This is a genomic window from Cedecea sp. VD22 (assembly GCF_037150195.1).
Taxonomy (GTDB): domain Bacteria; phylum Pseudomonadota; class Gammaproteobacteria; order Enterobacterales; family Enterobacteriaceae; genus Cedecea.
The window spans coordinates 1-17,664 of the sequence record NZ_JBBCPX010000014.1 but is presented as its reverse complement, the minus strand read 5'-3'; the positions used below and the strand labels follow the sequence as shown (position 1 = coordinate 17,664).

The 17,664-nt window shown below is 52.0% G+C and carries 16 protein-coding genes and 1 rRNA gene; 8 read left to right on the top strand and 9 right to left on the bottom strand.

The window, feature by feature from the left end; translation table 11 throughout:
- Positions 1-118 precede the first annotated feature (118 nt).
- Positions 119-1,945 (bottom strand): ribosome-dependent GTPase TypA, encoded by a 1,827-nt coding sequence (gene typA, locus WFK85_RS19330; protein WP_008457395.1) that lies wholly within the window; start codon positions 1,943-1,945, stop codon positions 119-121.
- 376 nt (positions 1,946-2,321) lie between these two features.
- Here typA and glnA point away from each other — a divergent pair, with 376 nt between their 5' ends.
- The 4 genes from glnA (at position 2,322) to WFK85_RS19310 (ending at position 6,577) form a co-directional block, all read left to right on the top strand.
- Entirely contained in the window at positions 2,322-3,731 is a 1,410-nt protein-coding gene (gene glnA, locus WFK85_RS19325) for a glutamate--ammonia ligase (RefSeq protein ID WP_336709079.1), read from the top strand.
- Positions 3,732-3,868: 137 nt separating this feature from the next.
- The gene (gene glnL, locus WFK85_RS19320; protein WP_008457392.1) at positions 3,869-4,918 is read left to right on the top strand and encodes a nitrogen regulation protein NR(II); all 1,050 of its coding nucleotides are present in this window, start codon (positions 3,869-3,871) and stop codon (positions 4,916-4,918) included.
- Between the two features lie 8 nt (positions 4,919-4,926).
- On the top strand, positions 4,927-6,342 hold the full coding sequence (glnG, locus tag WFK85_RS19315; RefSeq protein WP_008457391.1) for a nitrogen regulation protein NR(I): 1,416 nt from the start codon (positions 4,927-4,929) through the stop codon (positions 6,340-6,342).
- Positions 6,343-6,454: 112 nt separating this feature from the next.
- Positions 6,455-6,577 (top strand): YshB family small membrane protein, encoded by a 123-nt coding sequence (locus tag WFK85_RS19310; RefSeq protein ID WP_008457389.1) that lies wholly within the window; start codon positions 6,455-6,457, stop codon positions 6,575-6,577.
- Positions 6,578-6,605: 28 nt separating this feature from the next.
- On the opposite strand, the gene hemN is transcribed toward WFK85_RS19310, so the two are convergent.
- Together hemN and yihI are read right to left on the bottom strand one after the other, a co-directional pair.
- Complete coding sequence (hemN, locus tag WFK85_RS19305) at positions 6,606-7,979, bottom strand: oxygen-independent coproporphyrinogen III oxidase (protein ID WP_008457387.1); 1,374 nt, start codon at positions 7,977-7,979, stop codon at positions 6,606-6,608.
- Between the two features lie 190 nt (positions 7,980-8,169).
- Positions 8,170-8,685, bottom strand: coding sequence for a Der GTPase-activating protein YihI (gene yihI, locus WFK85_RS19300; RefSeq protein WP_008457385.1), 516 nt, complete (start codon positions 8,683-8,685; stop codon positions 8,170-8,172).
- A 449-nt stretch (positions 8,686-9,134) separates the two neighbouring features.
- Here yihI and yihA point away from each other — a divergent pair, with 449 nt between their 5' ends.
- Positions 9,135-9,770, top strand: coding sequence for a ribosome biogenesis GTP-binding protein YihA/YsxC (yihA, locus tag WFK85_RS19295; RefSeq protein WP_008457383.1), 636 nt, complete (start codon positions 9,135-9,137; stop codon positions 9,768-9,770).
- A 120-nt stretch (positions 9,771-9,890) separates the two neighbouring features.
- Here yihA and WFK85_RS23660 read toward each other — a convergent pair whose 3' ends face one another.
- Both WFK85_RS23660 and polA read right to left on the bottom strand, forming a co-directional pair.
- The gene (locus tag WFK85_RS23660) at positions 9,891-9,938 is read right to left on the bottom strand and encodes a spot 42 RNA, inhibition of DNA synthesis (protein WP_071892919.1); all 48 of its coding nucleotides are present in this window, start codon (positions 9,936-9,938) and stop codon (positions 9,891-9,893) included.
- 165 nt (positions 9,939-10,103) lie between these two features.
- On the bottom strand, positions 10,104-12,890 hold the full coding sequence (gene polA, locus WFK85_RS19290) for a DNA polymerase I (protein ID WP_336709080.1): 2,787 nt from the start codon (positions 12,888-12,890) through the stop codon (positions 10,104-10,106).
- A gap of 446 nt (positions 12,891-13,336) precedes the next feature.
- On the opposite strand from polA, the gene WFK85_RS19285 reads away from it, so the two are divergent.
- Positions 13,337-14,245, top strand: coding sequence for an acyltransferase (locus tag WFK85_RS19285; protein ID WP_336709081.1), 909 nt, complete (start codon positions 13,337-13,339; stop codon positions 14,243-14,245).
- Between the two features lie 15 nt (positions 14,246-14,260).
- Here WFK85_RS19285 and dsbA read toward each other — a convergent pair whose 3' ends face one another.
- The 3 genes from dsbA to WFK85_RS19270 all read right to left on the bottom strand — a co-directional run bounded on the left by dsbA (position 14,261) and on the right by WFK85_RS19270 (position 16,252).
- Entirely contained in the window at positions 14,261-14,884 is a 624-nt protein-coding gene (gene dsbA, locus WFK85_RS19280; protein WP_166995823.1) for a thiol:disulfide interchange protein DsbA, read from the bottom strand.
- Between the two features lie 27 nt (positions 14,885-14,911).
- On the bottom strand, positions 14,912-15,898 hold the full coding sequence (locus tag WFK85_RS19275; protein WP_336709082.1) for a serine/threonine protein kinase: 987 nt from the start codon (positions 15,896-15,898) through the stop codon (positions 14,912-14,914).
- Between the two features lie 84 nt (positions 15,899-15,982).
- Positions 15,983-16,252 (bottom strand): YihD family protein, encoded by a 270-nt coding sequence (locus WFK85_RS19270; protein ID WP_008457378.1) that lies wholly within the window; start codon positions 16,250-16,252, stop codon positions 15,983-15,985.
- A gap of 73 nt (positions 16,253-16,325) precedes the next feature.
- On the opposite strand from WFK85_RS19270, the gene mobA reads away from it, so the two are divergent.
- A complete protein-coding gene (gene mobA, locus WFK85_RS19265) occupies positions 16,326-16,910 on the top strand; it encodes a molybdenum cofactor guanylyltransferase MobA (RefSeq protein WP_166995836.1) in 585 nt (194 codons plus the stop codon).
- Positions 16,892-17,416, top strand: coding sequence for a molybdopterin-guanine dinucleotide biosynthesis protein MobB (gene mobB, locus WFK85_RS19260; RefSeq protein WP_336709084.1), 525 nt, complete (start codon positions 16,892-16,894; stop codon positions 17,414-17,416). The genes mobA and mobB overlap by 19 nt, the downstream gene beginning before the upstream one ends.
- Positions 17,417-17,505: 89 nt before the next feature.
- On the opposite strand, the gene rrf is transcribed toward mobB, so the two are convergent.
- Positions 17,506-17,621: ribosomal RNA gene (gene rrf / locus WFK85_RS19255) — 5S ribosomal RNA — on the bottom strand.
- Between the last annotated feature and the right edge of the window lie 43 nt (positions 17,622-17,664).

The following is a 17,664-nucleotide window of genomic DNA, read 5'->3' as shown; positions in this document are numbered from 1 at the left end:
CTGTAGCGGGAAAGGCTGACTTTGACTATCAGAGGAAGGCGAGGTTGCGCATTCTAAGGCAGAAATAAAAAAGCCCCGCCTTTACAGGCAGGGCTTCAGCAGACTGCAGAAAAGAAACTTAAGCTTCTTTGCTACCACGACCCGCACGTTTACGGTCGTTTTCAGTCAGGTGGCGCTTACGGATACGCACGGACAGCGGGGTCACTTCAACCAGTTCGTCGTCATCGATGAACTCCAGAGCTTGCTCCAGGGTCATTTTCTGCGCAGGAACCAGGGTGGTCGCTTCGTCAGTACCGGAAGCACGCATGTTGGTCAGCTTCTTACCGGTCAGGCAGTTTACGGTCAGGTCGTTAGAACGACTGTGAATACCGATGATCTGGCCTTCGTAAACTTCAGCCCCGTGGCCCAGGAACAGCTTGCCGCGATCCTGCAGACCGAACAGCGCAAACGCAACCGCTTTACCCTGACCGTTGGAGATCAGTACGCCGTTCTGGCGCTGACCCACTTCGCCCTGACGAATATCGTCATAATGGCTGAAGGTGGAGTACAGCAGACCGGTACCGGAGGTCATGGTCATGAATTCGTTACGGAAGCCGATCAGACCACGGCTTGGGATAACGTAGTCAAGACGCACGCGACCTTTGCCGTCTGGATTCATGTTTTTCAGGTCGCCTTTACGCTCACCGAGCGCCTGCATCACGGAGCCCTGATGCTGCTCTTCGATATCCAGCGTCACGTTTTCGAACGGCTCTTGTTTACGGCCGTCGATTTCGCGGAAGATAACTTTCGGACGGGATACCGCCAGCTCGAAACCTTCACGACGCATGTTTTCGATCAGAACGGAGAGGTGCAGTTCACCACGACCGGAAACGCGGAATGCGTCCGCATCTTCGGTTTCTTCAACACGCAGCGCAACGTTGTGAACCAGCTCTTTGTTCAGACGATCCAGAATCTGACGAGAGGTCACGAACTTACCTTCTTTACCGCAGAACGGAGAGGTGTTGACGTTGAAGAACATGGAAACGGTTGGTTCATCAACGGACAGCGCCGGCAGCGCTTCAACATTTTGCGGGTCGCAAATGGTGTCGGAGATGTTCAGCTCGCCCAGGCCGGTGATAGCAATGATGTCGCCAGCTTCAGCTTCGGTAGACTCGATACGCTCCAGACCCAGGTGGGTCAGCACTTTACCGACTTTACCGTTACGGGTTTTCCCTTCGCTATCAATGATAGTGATCTGCTGGTTTGGCTTCACTTTACCGCGTTTGATACGGCCGATGCCGATAACACCAACGTAGTTGTTGTAGTCCAGCTGGGAAATTTGCATCTGCAGTGGACCGTCGAGGTCAACGTTCGGTGCCGGTACGCGATCGACAATGGCCTGGTACAGTGGCGTCATGTCCGCCGCCATATCATTGTGATCCATACCCGCGATGCCGTTCAGTGCGGATGCATAGATGATTGGGAAGTCGAGCTGTTCGTCGGTCGCATCAAGGTTAACGAACAGGTCGAAGACCTGATCCACAACCCAGTCAGGACGCGCGCCAGGGCGGTCAACTTTGTTGATAACCACGATCGGCTTCAAACCATGGGCAAACGCCTTCTTGGTTACGAAGCGCGTCTGCGGCATTGGGCCATCCATTGCGTCAACCACCAGCAGAACGGAGTCAACCATTGACATTACGCGCTCAACTTCACCACCGAAGTCGGCGTGTCCTGGGGTATCAACGATGTTGATACGATAGTCATTCCATTTGATGGCGGTGTTTTTAGCGAGGATGGTAATCCCACGCTCTTTCTCCAGGTCATTGGAGTCCATCACGCGTTCAGTGGCTTCAGCACGTTCGTTACTGAAAGTACCAGATTGCTGCAGCAGCTTATCAACCAGGGTAGTTTTACCATGGTCAACGTGCGCGATGATGGCGATATTACGCAGATTTTCGATCACAACTTTGCCTCAGGCATTAGAAATAGCGCGTTATTGTACACGTATTAATCGAAGGACAGAACAGGATCACAAAGAACCTTTACAAACAATGCAGAAAGTAAGGGTTTGTGATCGCTTTCACGGAGCTAAAAAGGGAGCCATAACGTAAATTGCACCAATATGGTGCTCAGGTTTCACACTGAAGCACTATATTGGTGCAAATTATTCATCCTGGTGCAGCCCTTTTGCACTATGGTGCGCATGATAGCGCCTTTTTAGGGTGATTTAAAAGTTGGCACAGATTTCGCTTTAAACATTTTATGGCGAAAAGCCACATTAAGAAGTGTTTGATTACCTCGTTACCACGACGACTACACCAATCCGGGAGAGTTTAAGTATGTCCGCTGAACACGTTTTGACGATGCTGAATGAGCATGAAGTTAAGTTTGTTGATCTGCGCTTTACCGACACTAAAGGTAAAGAACAGCACGTCACTATTCCTGCTCATCAGGTAAATGCTGACTTCTTCGAAGAAGGCAAAATGTTTGACGGCTCCTCGATTGGTGGCTGGAAAGGTATCAACGAATCCGACATGGTGCTGATGCCAGACCCAACGACGGCGGTAATCGACCCGTTCTTCGCGGACTCTACCCTGATTATCCGCTGTGACATTCTCGAGCCAGGCACTATGCAGGGCTACGACCGTGACCCGCGTTCTATTGCAAAACGCGCTGAAGACTACCTGCGCTCTACCGGCATCGCAGACACCGTTCTGTTCGGGCCAGAGCCAGAATTCTTCCTGTTCGACGACATTCGCTTCGGCAGCTCTATCTCCGGCTCCCACGTAGCTATCGATGATATCGAAGGCGCATGGAACACCGGCACCAAATACGAAGGCGGTAACAAAGGCCACCGTCCAGCGGTGAAAGGCGGTTACTTCCCAGTGCCACCGGTCGACTCTTCTCAGGACCTGCGTTCTGCTATGTGTCTGACCATGGAGCAGATGGGCCTGGTTGTTGAAGCTCATCACCACGAAGTGGCGACCGCTGGTCAGAACGAAGTGGCAACCCGCTTCAACACCATGACCAAAAAAGCTGATGAAATTCAGATCTACAAATACGTTGTACACAACGTGGCTCACGCTTACGGCAAAACCGCGACCTTTATGCCAAAACCAATGTTTGGCGATAACGGTTCCGGCATGCACTGCCACATGTCCCTGTCCAAGAACGGCGTAAACCTGTTCTCCGGTGACAAATATGCTGGCCTGTCTGAGCAAGCGCTGTACTACATCGGGGGTGTTATCAAACACGCTAAAGCGATCAACGCCCTGGCGAACCCAACCACCAACTCCTACAAGCGTCTGGTCCCAGGCTACGAAGCTCCAGTTATGCTGGCTTACTCTGCCCGTAACCGTTCTGCTTCTATCCGTATCCCGGTGGTTGCGTCTCCGAAAGCACGTCGTATCGAAGTGCGCTTCCCGGACCCAGCGGCTAACCCATACCTGTGCTTCGCAGCGATGCTGATGGCCGGTCTGGACGGTATTAAGAACAAGATCCACCCAGGCGAAGCCATGGATAAAAACCTGTATGACCTGCCGCCAGAAGAAGCGAAAGAGATCCCACAGGTTGCTGGCTCTCTGGAAGAAGCACTGAATGCACTGAGCGAAGACCGTGAGTTCCTGACGGCGGGTGGCGTATTCACCGACGACGCTATCGATGCTTATATCGCGCTGCGCACTGAAGAAAACGACCGCGTGCGCATGACTCCACATCCGGTAGAGTTCGAGCTGTACTACAGCGTCTAATTGAAGTTGTTTTTTGTTGCCGTGGAAACTTTGGCCCATCTTCGGATGGGCTTTTTTCTCCATCGGATCCTCCTGTGACGCTGTTTTTTGTCACTCAAAGACTATAATGCACTAAAACGGTGCACGGAGACTGCTGTATGGCAACTGGCGCGCTGCCCGATGCTGGGCAGATTCTGAATTCTCTCATCAACAGCATCCTGCTCGTGGATGACGAGCTGGCGGTTCACTACGCCAACCCTGCGGCTCAGCAGCTGCTGGCGCAGAGTTCACGCAAGCTGTACGGCACACCTTTGCCGGATCTATTGAGTTATTTCTCGTTGAATATTGGCGTCATGCAGGAAAGCCTGATGGCAGGCCAGGGGTTTACCGACAACGAAGTAACGCTGGTCATTGATGGCCGATCGCACATTCTTTCTCTGACGGCACAAAAGCTGCCGGAAGGGTACATCCTGATGGAAATGGCGCCGATGGATAATCAGCGTCGATTGAGTCAGGAACAGCTGCAACACGCGCAGCAGATTGCTGCCCGAGATTTAGTTCGTGGCCTTGCGCATGAGATTAAAAACCCGTTAGGCGGCTTACGTGGCGCGGCGCAACTGCTGAGTAAAGCGCTCCCCGACCCGTCGCTGACGGAGTACACCAAAGTCATTATTGAGCAGGCGGACCGCCTACGTAATCTGGTGGATCGTCTGCTAGGGCCTCAGCAGCCGGGCATGCACGTCACCGAAAGCATTCATAAAGTTGCCGAACGCGTGGTGAAACTCGTGTCGATGGAGCTGCCGGATAACGTCACTCTTGTGCGGGATTACGATCCGAGTTTGCCGGAGTTTGCGCACGACCCTGACCAAATTGAGCAAGTTTTACTGAATATCGTACGCAATGCGCTGCAGGCGCTGGGTAGCGAAGGGGGCGAGATTATCTTGCGAACCCGTACCGCTTTCCAGCTGACGCTGCACGGTTCTCGCTACCGCCTCGCGGCACGCATAGATATTGAAGATAACGGCCCGGGTATCCCGGCACATTTGCAGGACACGTTGTTCTACCCGATGGTCAGTGGGAGAGAAGGCGGCACCGGGCTGGGTCTTTCCATCGCGCGTAGCCTGATCGACCAGCATTCGGGGAAAATCGAATTCAACAGTTGGCCTGGTCATACCGAATTTTCGGTTTACCTGCCTATTCGGAAGTAGAGGTCATTATGCAACGAGGGATAGTTTGGGTCGTTGACGACGATAGCTCCATCCGCTGGGTCCTTGAGCGCGCGTTAACCGGAGCCGGATTAAGCTGCACCACCTTTGAGAGTGGCAATGAGGTGCTGGACGCGCTGGCGACCAAAACCCCGGACGTGTTGCTGTCGGACATTCGTATGCCCGGCATGGACGGTCTTGCCCTGTTAAAGCAGATTAAGCAGCGCCACCCGATGCTGCCGGTCATTATCATGACCGCGCATTCGGATTTAGACGCAGCCGTTAGCGCCTATCAGCAAGGGGCTTTCGATTATCTGCCAAAACCGTTTGATATCGACGAGGCGGTAGCGCTGGTTGAACGCGCGATCAGCCACTATCAGGAACAGCAGCAGCCGCGAAATGCGCCGGATAACGGGCCAACGACCGACATCATCGGCGAAGCCCCGGCGATGCAGGACGTGTTTCGTATTATTGGCCGTCTGTCGCGCTCCTCCATCAGCGTACTGATTAACGGCGAATCCGGGACCGGTAAAGAGCTTGTGGCGCACGCGCTGCACCGCCACAGCCCACGGGTTAAATCGCCGTTTATCGCGCTCAATATGGCGGCTATTCCCAAAGATTTAATCGAGTCAGAGCTGTTCGGGCATGAAAAAGGGGCTTTCACCGGCGCCAACCAGATTCGCCAGGGGCGCTTCGAACAGGCTGACGGCGGCACGCTGTTTCTCGACGAAATAGGTGATATGCCGCTGGACGTTCAGACTCGTTTGCTGCGCGTGCTGGCCGACGGACAGTTTTACCGCGTGGGCGGCTACGCGGCGGTAAAAGTGGATGTCCGCATCATTGCGGCAACCCACCAGAACCTTGAGCAGCGGGTACAGGAAGGCAAGTTTCGTGAGGACTTGTTCCACCGTCTGAACGTCATCCGCGTGCACCTGCCTCCGCTTCGCGAGCGTCGGGAAGATATTCCGCGTCTGGCACGCCATTTCCTGCAAGTGGCCGCGCGCGAACTGGGCGTGGAAGCAAAGCTGCTGCATCCGGAAACGGAAAACGCCTTAACGCGTCTCGCCTGGCCAGGCAACGTGCGCCAATTGGAAAATACCTGTCGCTGGTTGACGGTCATGGCAGCGGGTCAGGAAGTGCTTATTCAGGATCTCCCGAGCGAGCTGTTTGAAACGACAGTGACCGAAAGCGGCGGGGTCACGCAGACTAACCCGGACAGCTGGGCCATGCTGTTGGCACAGTGGGCGGAACGAGCGTTGCGCTCCGGCCATCAGGATCTGCTTTCCGAGGCTCAGCCGGAAATGGAACGCACGCTGCTAACCACTGCGCTGAGACATACTCAGGGGCATAAACAAGAAGCAGCTCGCCTGCTGGGATGGGGCCGAAACACGCTGACTCGTAAGCTAAAAGAGTTGGGTATGGAGTAACGTTCGGCCATTTTGTAAAGAAGCAAATCAGCCCGCAAATTGCTGCTATTTTGTACTTTACTGCCGCGCCGGGTTAAGTATGATCGGGCGCGTTCAGGCAGGAGAGTCAGTTATGTTGGAATCCGTAATTCATATGGTCACGCGCGGCGCCGAAGCTGGTGCAGCCGCTGGCCATTCGCCACAGACGGCAGTAGCCGCGGTGATGTGCGCGTTACTGGTGAGCTTCTTTAGCTAAAAGAGAAGGCGGGGAAACCCCGCCTTTTTTATATCACTCTGGAAAACTGCTGCAAGCGCGCCTTTTGCCTCAGATAGGCATCAAAACACATGCAAATGTTGCGAATAAGCAGGCGTCCCTTGCCGGTCACCTGAATCCCCTGCTCACTGACCTCCACCAGCCCATCTTTCGCCAGCGGCGCCAGCAGGCCTAAGTCCTCGGCAAAGTAATCCGCAAACGTCAGCGACCATACCTGCTCAATGTCGGCGAAGTTAAGCTGGAAGTTGCAGATCAGCGCCTTGATAACATCGCGGCGAATGCAATCGTCCCGCGTGAGCGCCAGGCCACGCCACAGCGCATTGCCCTGCTCATCCACCTGCTGATAATAGCGCTTTAGCTCTTTCTGGTTCTGCGCGTAACAGTCGCCAATCATGCTAATTGCCGACACGCCAAGCCCCAGCAGATCGGTATCCCCTTGAGTGGTATACCCCTGGAAATTACGGTGTAGTTTGCCTTCCCGCTGGGCAATCGCCAGTTCATCGTCCGGGCGGGCAAAGTGATCCATCCCGATAAACTGGTAACCAGACCCCGTCAGCGAGTCGATGGTTTCCTGCAGGATATCCAGCTTCTGCTGCGCGCTCGGTAAATCAGCGTCTTTAATCTTGCGCTGGGCGGCGAATAGCGTCGGCAGGTGCGCATAGTTGAAAACGCTAAGGCGATGCGGGCTTAGCTCGGCTACGCGCTTGAGCGTGAAGGCAAAGCTTTCCGGCGTTTGCTTTGGCAGGCCGTAAATCAGGTCAATGTTGGTGGAAGTAAACCCCAGTGCCCGCGCACGCTCGATCAGCGCGAAGATAAACGCTTCGTCCTGCTCGCGGTTGACGAGGCGCTGCACTTCTTTATTGAAGTCCTGAACGCCCATACTAAGGCGGGTAAAGCCTTCCTGCCGAAGATGGTCGAGCACATCCAGTTCAATTTCACGCGGGTCAACTTCAATAGACAGTTCCGCGTCATCATTAAAATGGAAATTGCCACGCAGCAGCGCCATCAGGCGGCTTATTTGCGCTTTGCTCAGATAAGTTGGCGTCCCGCCGCCCCAGTGCAGCTGGCTAACCTGCCGGCCCGCAAACAGCGGCGCGCGGTGGATGATTTCCTGCTCCAGAGCATCGAGATACTGGTCGGCCTTGTGCTGCTGGCGGGTCACAATTTTATTGCAGCCACAGAAATAGCAAAGCTTGTGGCAGAACGGGATATGCACATAAAGCGACAGCGGCCGCTCCGGGTAACGGGCAACCGCCTGCAAAAATGCCGGTTCGCCAAAGGCTTCAGAAAATTCCAGTGCGGTTGGATAAGAGGTGTAACGCGGCCCTGAATAATTATATTTCTGGATCAGAGCCAGATCCCAGTCGATTAACTGCTCAGACATACTCACTCCTTGCGGTATTGTCGCCGGCGCCGACGAGGCGAAGCTGGCCCGCTCATTCCACGAGCCATAACCCTTCGCCGCAGCGAATTCTGCAGCCGCGACAGCCGCCGTAGTTTAACGAATAACCACAGCAGATAACACACCAGCGGAATAACCATAATAAGAACAGGTAATCCCATAGGAGTAAACGTCAGTTACCGCCCTTCAGCAGACGCATCAAATCATCCGCTTTTTCTTCTTCTTCCTCTTCATCGTCTTCCCAGGCGATGCCGAGCTGTTCCATTAGTGCATCGATGCGGTCGAGCTTCGCATCCACCCAGGACTGCTCTTCCTTGCTAAGGGTTTCGCCTGCTTCCAGACGCTCCAGCAGCCCATCCAGGCGCTCATCGTTTTCCAGCATATCCAGCTCAGCCTGTGGTGTTAGCATAGGTTTCTCGCTCTTCGGTTTGTGCTGTTTAGCGACCGGTGCTGCATCGGTTACGCCCAGTTGAATAGGTTTTTTACTGCCAATGCGAGGGTCTTTCGCCTGACCCGATGATTTGCCGCCTTTCGCCTGATTGCCACCATTCGCGCGGCTCCCCGCTGCGTGGCCGCTGTGTTTTTTCTGGCGCTTACGCTCACGCGCTTCCTGGTCAAGCTCTTCGCGTGATTTACGGCGTGCTTTTGCCGGTTTTTTACCTTGTGGTGCCGAGTTTGGTTGCTTCATGATAAGTCGTCTTAAGCCATTTTATTCAGTATAGAATTGCGGCGGAATCTAGCAGAAAGCAAGCAAAGAAAAAAGGCGACAGGTTAACCCGTCGCCTTTTTCTTATTCTGGCCCCCGTAAAGGAGCAAATATTCCATGTTAGCTTGAGACAACCCTGTCCTTCCTTCGCCGACACACTCACTTTACCGCTACGCTTGTTATTAACAAGGTGGCCGCCCACGTTCACGGCTTCCCCCACAATGAACTAATCAGTTAATTATTTGAAAATAAAGCACTCTTGAATAAATCGTTGCCAATATTCACCGGGATATCTGCCATTTACCATAGCAAATGACTTACAAAATCAATCCACTTCGCTGTAAGCCTTCTGCTTCTGGCGAGAAACACGGCGTTTTCTGCTCGTTCAGGTATAATCCCCGGCAAATGATTACCTGACGGAGACAACCGTTTTGAAAAACTGGAACTATCAACTGACTAAGTTCGTGCTCAGCGCACCGGACATTCGCCATCTGCCTTCTGATACCGGTATTGAGGTTGCTTTCGCAGGCCGCTCTAACGCGGGGAAATCCAGCTCGCTGAACACGCTGACCAATCAGAAAAGCCTGGCGCGTACCAGTAAAACCCCTGGCCGTACGCAGCTCATCAACCTGTTTGAAGTTGCCGAAGGCAAACGCCTGGTAGATTTACCTGGCTACGGCTATGCCGAAGTCCCGGAAGAGGTGAAACACAAATGGCAGCGCGCGCTGGGGGAATACCTGCAAAAGCGTAACAGTCTGAAAGGCCTGGTCGTGCTGATGGATATCCGTCATCCACTGAAAGATCTCGATCAGCAGATGATTGAGTGGGCAGTAGCCAGCAATATCGAAGTCATGCTGCTGCTGACCAAAGCCGATAAGCTCGCATCAGGCGCGCGTAAAGCACAGCTGAATATGGTGCGTGAAGCGATTCTGGCGTTTGGCGGAAATATCGAGGTCGAGGCGTTCTCTTCCCTGAAGAAAACCGGCGTTGATAAACTGCGCCTGAAGCTGGATAGCTGGTACAACGATCTTCCGCCGGCGGTGGAAGAGGAAGCGGCTGAAGAGTAATTCGTCCCTTCAAGGATCGTCTGCTCACTCTCAGTTCACAACGCGGCCCTGGCCGCGTTTTTCTTTTCTTTCGCGCAATAAAAAACGCCCCAGTCATTTCTGACTGGGGCGGCTAAATATTCAGCCAAATCCGATTACGTGAAGTAAAAGGTCTGAAAGATAGAACATCTTACCTCTGTACCCTACGCGAATAACTTTACTCCTTTTTAATCGCTCAAAAAAGCATTTTTTGTAGTTTTTTTTCACTTTTTGCATCACATTCTTGAATCATCATCACAAAAAGCTATGACTTATGTTGCTTAGTTACAAAAACATGACCTGAGCAATTGTCGATTAATGCGCCTCATCCCAGTTTTTGCCACTGCCGACTTCCACCAGCAACGGCACGTCGAGCTTCATGCTGCTTTCCATCAGCTCATGCACCTTTTTAGACACCGCTTCCACGTCGTCTTTGTGCACTTCGAACACCAGTTCATCGTGCACCTGCATGATCATTTTTACACGTGGCTTTTCTGTCTCCAGCCAGCCGTCGACTGCAATCATCGCGCGCTTGATAATATCGGCGGCAGTACCCTGCATAGGGGCGTTAATCGCAGCACGTTCCGCGCCGGCGCGGCGAGCACCGTTGCTGGAGTTGATATCCGGCAGATAGAGACGGCGGCCATCCAGCGTCTCAACATAACCCTGATCTTTCGCCTGAGCACGCGTACGCTCCATATACTCCAGCACACCCGGATAACGCTCGAAGTAGAGATCCATATACTTCTGGGACTCTTTCCGCGGAATATTGAGCTGGCGGGAAAGGCCAAAGGCGCTCATGCCGTAGATCAGACCAAAGTTAATTGCCTTCGCACTGCGACGCTGTTCGCCGGTGACGCTTTCTAGCGGCAGACCAAACACTTCCGCAGCGGTGGCGCGGTGGATATCTTTGCCTTCGGCAAAGGCGCTTAACAGGCCTTTATCGCGGGAGAGGTGGGCCATGATACGCAGTTCAATTTGCGAGTAGTCCGCAGAAAGAATCACGTAGTCCTCAGGCGCAATAAAGGCCTGGCGAATACGGCGCCCTTCTTCGTTGCGAACAGGAATGTTCTGCAGGTTAGGATCGGTAGAAGATAAACGCCCGGTGGCCGTAACTGCCTGGTGATAAGACGTATGCACGCGCCCGGTTATCGGGCTAATCATCAGCGGTAGCTTGTCGGTATAGGTGGATTTCAGCTTCGCAAGGCCACGGTATTCCAGGATCACTTTCGGCAGCGGATAGTCCAGCGCCAGCTCTTCAAGCACCTCTTCGGACGTAGAAGGCGCTCCGCCCGGCGTTTTCTTCAGCGGCTTAATGCCCTGCTTTTCAAAGAGAATGGTTTGCAGCTGCTTTGTAGAAGAGAGATTAAATTCTTCTCCGGCGATTTCATGAGCTTTGCGTTCAAGCTCGGCCAGGCGCTTAGTCAGCTCACCAGAATGCGCGTGCAAAATAGCCGGATCGATTTTCACGCCGTTGCGTTCAATGCGCGAAATTACCGGCACCAGCGGCATTTCAACGTTTTTAAAGATGCTTAATGGGCCTGCAACCTTCTCAAGTTTCGGCCACATCTTCAGGTGCAGCTGCAGGGTGACATCCGCATCTTCTGCCGCATAGCGCCCGGCAGTTTCCAAATCGATCTGGTTAAAGGTCAGCTGTTTTTTGCCTTTGCCGGCAATCTCTTCAAACGAGATGGTTTGGTGCTTCAGCCAGCGATCGGCCAGGCTGTCCATATCATGGCGGCCTGCGACGCTGTCCAGCGTGTAGGATTCCAGCATGGTGTCAAAAGCGATACCCCGCAGTTCAATGCCATAGTTCTGCATGATGCCACGGTCGTATTTCAGGTTTTGCCCGACTTTCAGCGCCTTCTCATCTTCCAGCAGCGGCTTAAGTAGTTCCAGCGCACGTTCGCGAGAAATTTGCTCCGGCGCATCGAGATAGTCATGCGCAACGGGGATATAGCAGGCCACACCCGGTTCTGTCGCAAAGGAAAGCCCGACCAGATTGGCACTGACGTTGTCCAGGCTGTCGGTCTCGGTATCAAACGCAAACAGCGGTGCTTTTTTCAGCCGCTCAATCCATTCAAGCAATACGTGCTCGTCCAGGATAGTGACGTAGTTGTCATAAGAGAGCTGGCTGGCTGGCACTTCAGGTTCGGCTTCAACCTCACCGGCTTTCTGCGGTTGTGCGGCCGGCTTAGCCCCTTTAGCCTGCATCCATTTCCCGGCCTCTACGTCGGTTATCCAGCGTTTGAATTCATACTGCTTGAAGAGTGTCAGCAGTTCGTCTGCCGCCGGCTGCTGGACTTCAAGCTGCTCGCAGCCCAGTTCCAGCTCAACGTCGGTCTTAATGGTGGCGAGCTTATAGGAGAGGTAGGCCAGCTCTTTGCTTTGCTCCAGCTTAGCGGCCATCGTTTTCGCGCCACGGAAGGTGAGTTCGGCAATTTTTTCAGGATTGGCGTAAAGCGTATCCAGCCCACCCAGCCCCTGAAGCAGCGCCTGAGCCGTTTTTTCACCCACGCCCGGTACGCCAGGGATGTTGTCCGAAGAGTCACCCATCAGCGCAAGGAAGTCGATAATCAGCTCCGGAGGTACGCCGTATTTGGTCAGTACCTCTTCCGGCCCAAGGATGGTATTGGTCATGGTGTTAATCAGCGTCACGCCCGGCGTCACCAACTGCGCCATGTCTTTATCACCGGTACTGATCAATACCGGGCGGCCGGCTTTTTCAGCCTCCAGCGCCAGCGTACCGATAACATCATCAGCTTCAACACCTGAGACGGCCAGTAAAGGCAGGCCCATCGCTTTAACCATCGCATGCAGCGGCTCAATCTGCGCTCTGAGATCGTCCGGCATTGGGGGACGGTGCGATTTATAGTCCTCAAACAGCTCATCACGGAACGTTTTGCCTTTGGCATCAAACACTACGGCAGCGTGCGTCGGCTGGTATTGCAAAATCAGGCTACGCAGCATGTTCAGCACACCGTACATCGCCCCTGTTGGCTCGCCACGGCTGTTCGTCAACGGTGGGAAGGCATGATATGCCCGATAAAGATAGGAAGAGCCATCAACGAGGATAAGCGGGTTGTCTGCGATCTGGACCATAATGTTCCGTTCCATGCCTGTGATTAATGTATTGCTAAAGGATGCCATAGCCTGGCCAAAAACATGAACTATTGGGCGCAATATGCTGAAAAGAATTCCAGGATTGGGGGATCCTGTGTGAGATCGTTTTTGTGGATAACTTTGTGTATATTTTTTTAACTAACTAATTTCACGGCATTATTTTTATTGATCCTTTATTAAATACATTTTAATTTCAGTAAGTTAAATGAATGTGAGTTTAGCCTTACTGAATTAACCAACGATCGTTTGATGTGGATATATACTCAGGCGAGTAAGAAAAACGGGCCACTGTTCTCCCCATAAATGCGAACGGTGAAAATCCTGTTCATTTGGCGAGTCGCCATTATCGGTTTTCTGGTAAGATCCGCCCCTTATTGCCGCTAATATCAGCATTCCATACACCCTAACCAGCAAAAACATTACCTATGTCGAGATTACTCGCCGCGATCACATTGGTGTTAAGCATTGCACTGACTATTCTGGTCACGGTTGCCTGCTCTGTTCCTATCATTTTAGCCGGGATCGTTAAGCTGACGCTGCCCGTTCCGTCTATCTGGCGCTCGATCTCGGTATTCGCTGATTTCATGATGTACTGCTGGTGCGAAGGGCTCGCATTGCTGCTGCGCCTCAATCCTTATTTGAAATGGGATGTCGAGGGATTAGAAGGCCTGAATAAAAAGAACTGGTATCTGTTAATCAGCAACCATCAGAGCTGGGCAGATATCGTGATCCTTTGCGTGTTATTCCGCAAACATATCCCCATGAACAAGTATTTTCTTAAGCAGCAGCTTGCCTGGGTTCCTTTTATGGGGCTGGCCTGCTGGGCGCTGGATATGCCGTTTATGAAACGTTATTCAAGAGCTTATTTGCTGCGTCATCCTGAACGCAGGGGTAAAGATGTCGAAACGACCCGTCGTTCATGCATGAAGTTTCGTGCTCACCCCACCACTATTGTGAATTTCGTTGAGGGCTCGCGCTTCACTGCTGAGAAAAAGAAGCAGACCCGTTCACCGTTTAACTACCTGTTACCGCCGAAAGCGGCAGGTATAGCGATGGCGATGAATGTGCTGGGCAAACAGTTTGATAAGATGCTGAACGTTACGCTGTGTTACCCGGACAATAGTCTTCTGCCGTTCTACGATATGCTTTCAGGCAAAATGACAAAAATCGTTGTGCGGGTTTCTTTGGTGCCGATTACCGAAGAGCTTCACGGAGATTATGTTAACGATAAAAGCTTTAAGCGCCGTTTTCAGCTCTGGCTGAATATGCTGTGGAGCGAGAAAGATAAGCAGCTGGAAACGCTACTCTCTGGGGATAAAAAAGCCGGTCAATGACCGGCTTTTTTAATCTTATTTCTTCTCAACCAGGTATTTCACGGTGTCAGCATACTGCTGCACGAAGATATCCATGCTGCTGGTGTCCATGCCCTGCATATTCAGCTGATATTTGCCGTTAACGTACATAGCCGGGACGCCCTGCAGCTGGAGATCGGCTGCCGCTTTTTCTTGCTGAGCAACCAGAGATTTCACCACAAAGCTGTTCCAGGCCGCATCGTACTCTTCCGGTTTCACGCCCGCATCGATGAACACTTTGCGGATATCGGCATCATTCTGCACGGTTTGAGTTTTCTGAACGGCTTCAAACATTGGGGAGGTGATTTTATCTTCTACGCCCAGCGCCATAGCAACAGCCCAGGCCTGAGTCAGATCTTTACCTAATGGGCCAAGGAACTCAACGTGATACTTGGTCATTTTGGTGCCTTCAGGCAGTTTTTTCTTCACGTTATCAGACACATGAAGAACCTGTTCAAACTGGTAGCAGTGTGGGCAGTAGAATGAGAAAAACTCTAATACCTGTGGTTCACCAGCCACCGGTTTATCCAGGGTGATGTACTGCTTACCGTCGGTAAACTGCGCCGCAGAGGCGCTAAATGCCAGGATCATGCCTGCCAGCGCCAGCCAAATCTTCTTCATAATCAACTCTCTCCTGAATTTTACTGATTAATACATTGGCGTTAATTGTAATGGAGGTTCTCGTAGAACCCGGACCTGCTCTGTAAAGCTTACAGTCTGTCTTCTCCAGAAATCTTCTTCACTAAACCACGGGAAATTTCGGGGGAATGCGGGGTCATCCCAGCGTCGCATTAGCCACGCGAGATAATAGACGATGCGCATAGCGCGCAACGGTTCAATCAGGGTTAGCTCGCTGGTATCAAATGACGAAAACTCTTCGTAAGCTTCAATAATGGTTTCTAACTGCATCCGCTGTTCGGCTTTATCTCCATTAAGCAGCATCCAGATATCCTGCACCGCTGGGCCATTACGAGCATCATCAAGGTCAACAAACAGCGGTCCGTCGCGCCAGAGGATATTGCCAGGATGGCAATCGCCGTGCAGGCGCAGTGGTTCAAAATCGGTGTGCCAGATGCGTTTAACTTCCTCTATCAACGCATCCGTTGCAGTCAGAAAATCTTTCTTAAGAGCGCGGGGAATAAGCTCGCTATTTTCAAATAGCTCGCGCGGCTGGAAGAGATATTCATCCAGACCAAAGGTTGGACGATGCTGAAAGAGCTGCCGACGACCCGTTTGATGAATGCGGCCAAGATAGCGGCCCACCCATTCCATCTGGTCGATGTTATCAGTTTCATATTGCCGCCCTCCCAGGCTTGGGAACACGGCAAACATAAAGCCCTGATGCTGCAGAAGAGTGTTTCCAGCAAAACAAAGAGGTGCAGCCATAGGCACTTCATCGGCTAGCAGTTCCAGTGCAAAGTGATGTTCTTCTTCAATTTGCGCCGCGGACCAGCGATGTGGGCGATAAAACTTGACCACAAAACGCTGGCGTTCTTCATCCTGGAATTGATAAACGCGGTTTTCAAAACTGTTTAACGGTGTCAGTCCCGAATCCACCCGAATGCCTTGTTCAAAAAGAGCATCGAGGATTGTATCCGGATGTAGGGTCTGGAAATTAAATGCGTTGTCTGTCATCCCGGCAACCGGAAGTAAATACGAATGCTTCAGGATAACATTTCAAAACCGCTTAAGTGTTTCGACTTACAAGCTTTTACTCTTTTATTCCTTAATGACACCGCGAGCGCGCAGCAGTGCCGTTTTGAAGTCTTCTTCATAATCTTTTTTAAGGCCAGGGATCGCATCATCTTTTGCAGAATCACGCATTTTCAGGTGATAGATCAGTACATCGTCAGTGAGCTCAGCCAGTTCACCGCGATAGCCTGACTCAGCGGCCAATTTCTGCAAGAATTGTATCAGGTTCAGATCTGGCTCTTTTTGCCATGCAGGCTGAAGCAGCTCAAGAAGTTCGTTAAGGCGCTTACATTTCATGTTGGTGTCCCTTATCACATGTGAAAGACAACACGTTAGCAGGCTCAAACCCACATTAAAAGAGGCGATATTCGTGCAGCGATTAACAGAAGTCACCGGCGTTGTGCTAGCCGGTGGCAGGGGAAGCAGAATGGGCGGCAATGATAAGGGATTAGCCCTGCTTAACGGCCAGCCACTTTTCCAGCACGTCCTCAATGTATTAAAACCACAGGTAGGCGATGTTGTCATCAGTGCCAACAGAAACCTTGAGATCTATCAGCAAAGCGGGATTTCGGTTATTCAGGACTCAATGAGTGGTTACCAGGGACCATTGGCCGGTATGTTAGCCGTAATGGAACAAACTGAAAGTGAGTGGCTGCTATTCTGCCCTTGCGATACACCCAATATTCCTGCCGATGTTGCACGCAGGCTTTGGCAAGCGCGTGGGAGCGCGTTGGCAATATGGGCAAATGATGGGCTACGGGATCACCCCGGCGTAGCTTTGCTTCATCATTCGCTTTGTTTGCCATTGAGAGAATATCTGCTCGCTGGCGAAAGGAGAGTGATGCATTTCTTACTGAGCGCAGGAGGACATTCAGTCTCTTTTGATGGCCAGGCTGCTTGTTTTACCAATATAAATACTCTCGATGAGCTTTCACAATGGCAGAAAAAAGGATAACGCCGCCTTTACTGGCTATTTCAGCCTGGAGCGGAACAGGAAAAACCACATTACTGAAGCAGCTAATCCCACTGCTATTGGATAAAGGCATCAGGCCCGGACTCATTAAGCACACGCATCATGATATGGATGTGGACAAACCCGGGAAGGATAGCTATGAACTCCGTAAAGCTGGCGCCGCGCAGACCATTGTTGCCAGCCAGAAGCGCTGGGCACTAATGACTGAAACCCCCGAAGAGCCTAATCTGGATTTACATTATCTCGCCTCAAGAATGGATAACCGCAAACTGGATTTAATTCTGGTCGAAGGTTTCAAACACGAAGCCGTGGCTAAGATCCTTTTATTCAGGCAGGAAACTGGCCATAAAGCTGAAGCATTAGAGATCGATCGGCATGTCATTGCTATAGCCAGCGATGTGCCGCTCACCGCTTCTGTCCCTGTATTGGATCTTAATAATGCAGAGGAGATCGCTGATTTTATCTATGAATGGGTAGAACTGCAGTAATACGGAGAAAATATGCGGCTTATGGTCTGTTTTAATCTTTAAAAAGCAAAAAACCCCGGCCTTTCGGTCGGGGTTAATGCTGATTTGATGCCTGGCAGTTCCCTACTCTCGCATGGGGAGGCCCCACACTACCATCGGCGCTACGGCGTTTCACTTCTGAGTTCGGCATGGGGTCAGGTGGGACCACCGCGCTACGGCCGCCAGGCAAATTCTGTTATTGACCGTTATATCTCCATATAACCATCAAT

Coding starts and splice junctions, on each gene's coding strand:
- WFK85_RS19285 (WP_336709081.1), top strand. CDS start 13,337: ATGTCGAGATTACTCGCCGCGATCACATTGGTGTTAAGCATTGCACTG.
- yihI (WP_008457385.1), bottom strand. CDS start 8,685: ATGAAGCAACCAAACTCGGCACCACAAGGTAAAAAACCGGCAAAAGCA.
- mobB (WP_336709084.1), top strand. CDS start 16,892: ATGGCAGAAAAAAGGATAACGCCGCCTTTACTGGCTATTTCAGCCTGG.
- dsbA (WP_166995823.1), bottom strand. CDS start 14,884: ATGAAGAAGATTTGGCTGGCGCTGGCAGGCATGATCCTGGCATTTAGC.
- hemN (WP_008457387.1), bottom strand. CDS start 7,979: ATGTCTGAGCAGTTAATCGACTGGGATCTGGCTCTGATCCAGAAATAT.
- WFK85_RS19310 (WP_008457389.1), top strand. CDS start 6,455: ATGTTGGAATCCGTAATTCATATGGTCACGCGCGGCGCCGAAGCTGGT.
- polA (WP_336709080.1), bottom strand. CDS start 12,890: ATGGTCCAGATCGCAGACAACCCGCTTATCCTCGTTGATGGCTCTTCC.
- WFK85_RS19270 (WP_008457378.1), bottom strand. CDS start 16,252: ATGAAATGTAAGCGCCTTAACGAACTTCTTGAGCTGCTTCAGCCTGCA.
- glnL (WP_008457392.1), top strand. CDS start 3,869: ATGGCAACTGGCGCGCTGCCCGATGCTGGGCAGATTCTGAATTCTCTC.
- glnG (WP_008457391.1), top strand. CDS start 4,927: ATGCAACGAGGGATAGTTTGGGTCGTTGACGACGATAGCTCCATCCGC.
- glnA (WP_336709079.1), top strand. CDS start 2,322: ATGTCCGCTGAACACGTTTTGACGATGCTGAATGAGCATGAAGTTAAG.
- WFK85_RS19275 (WP_336709082.1), bottom strand. CDS start 15,898: ATGACAGACAACGCATTTAATTTCCAGACCCTACATCCGGATACAATC.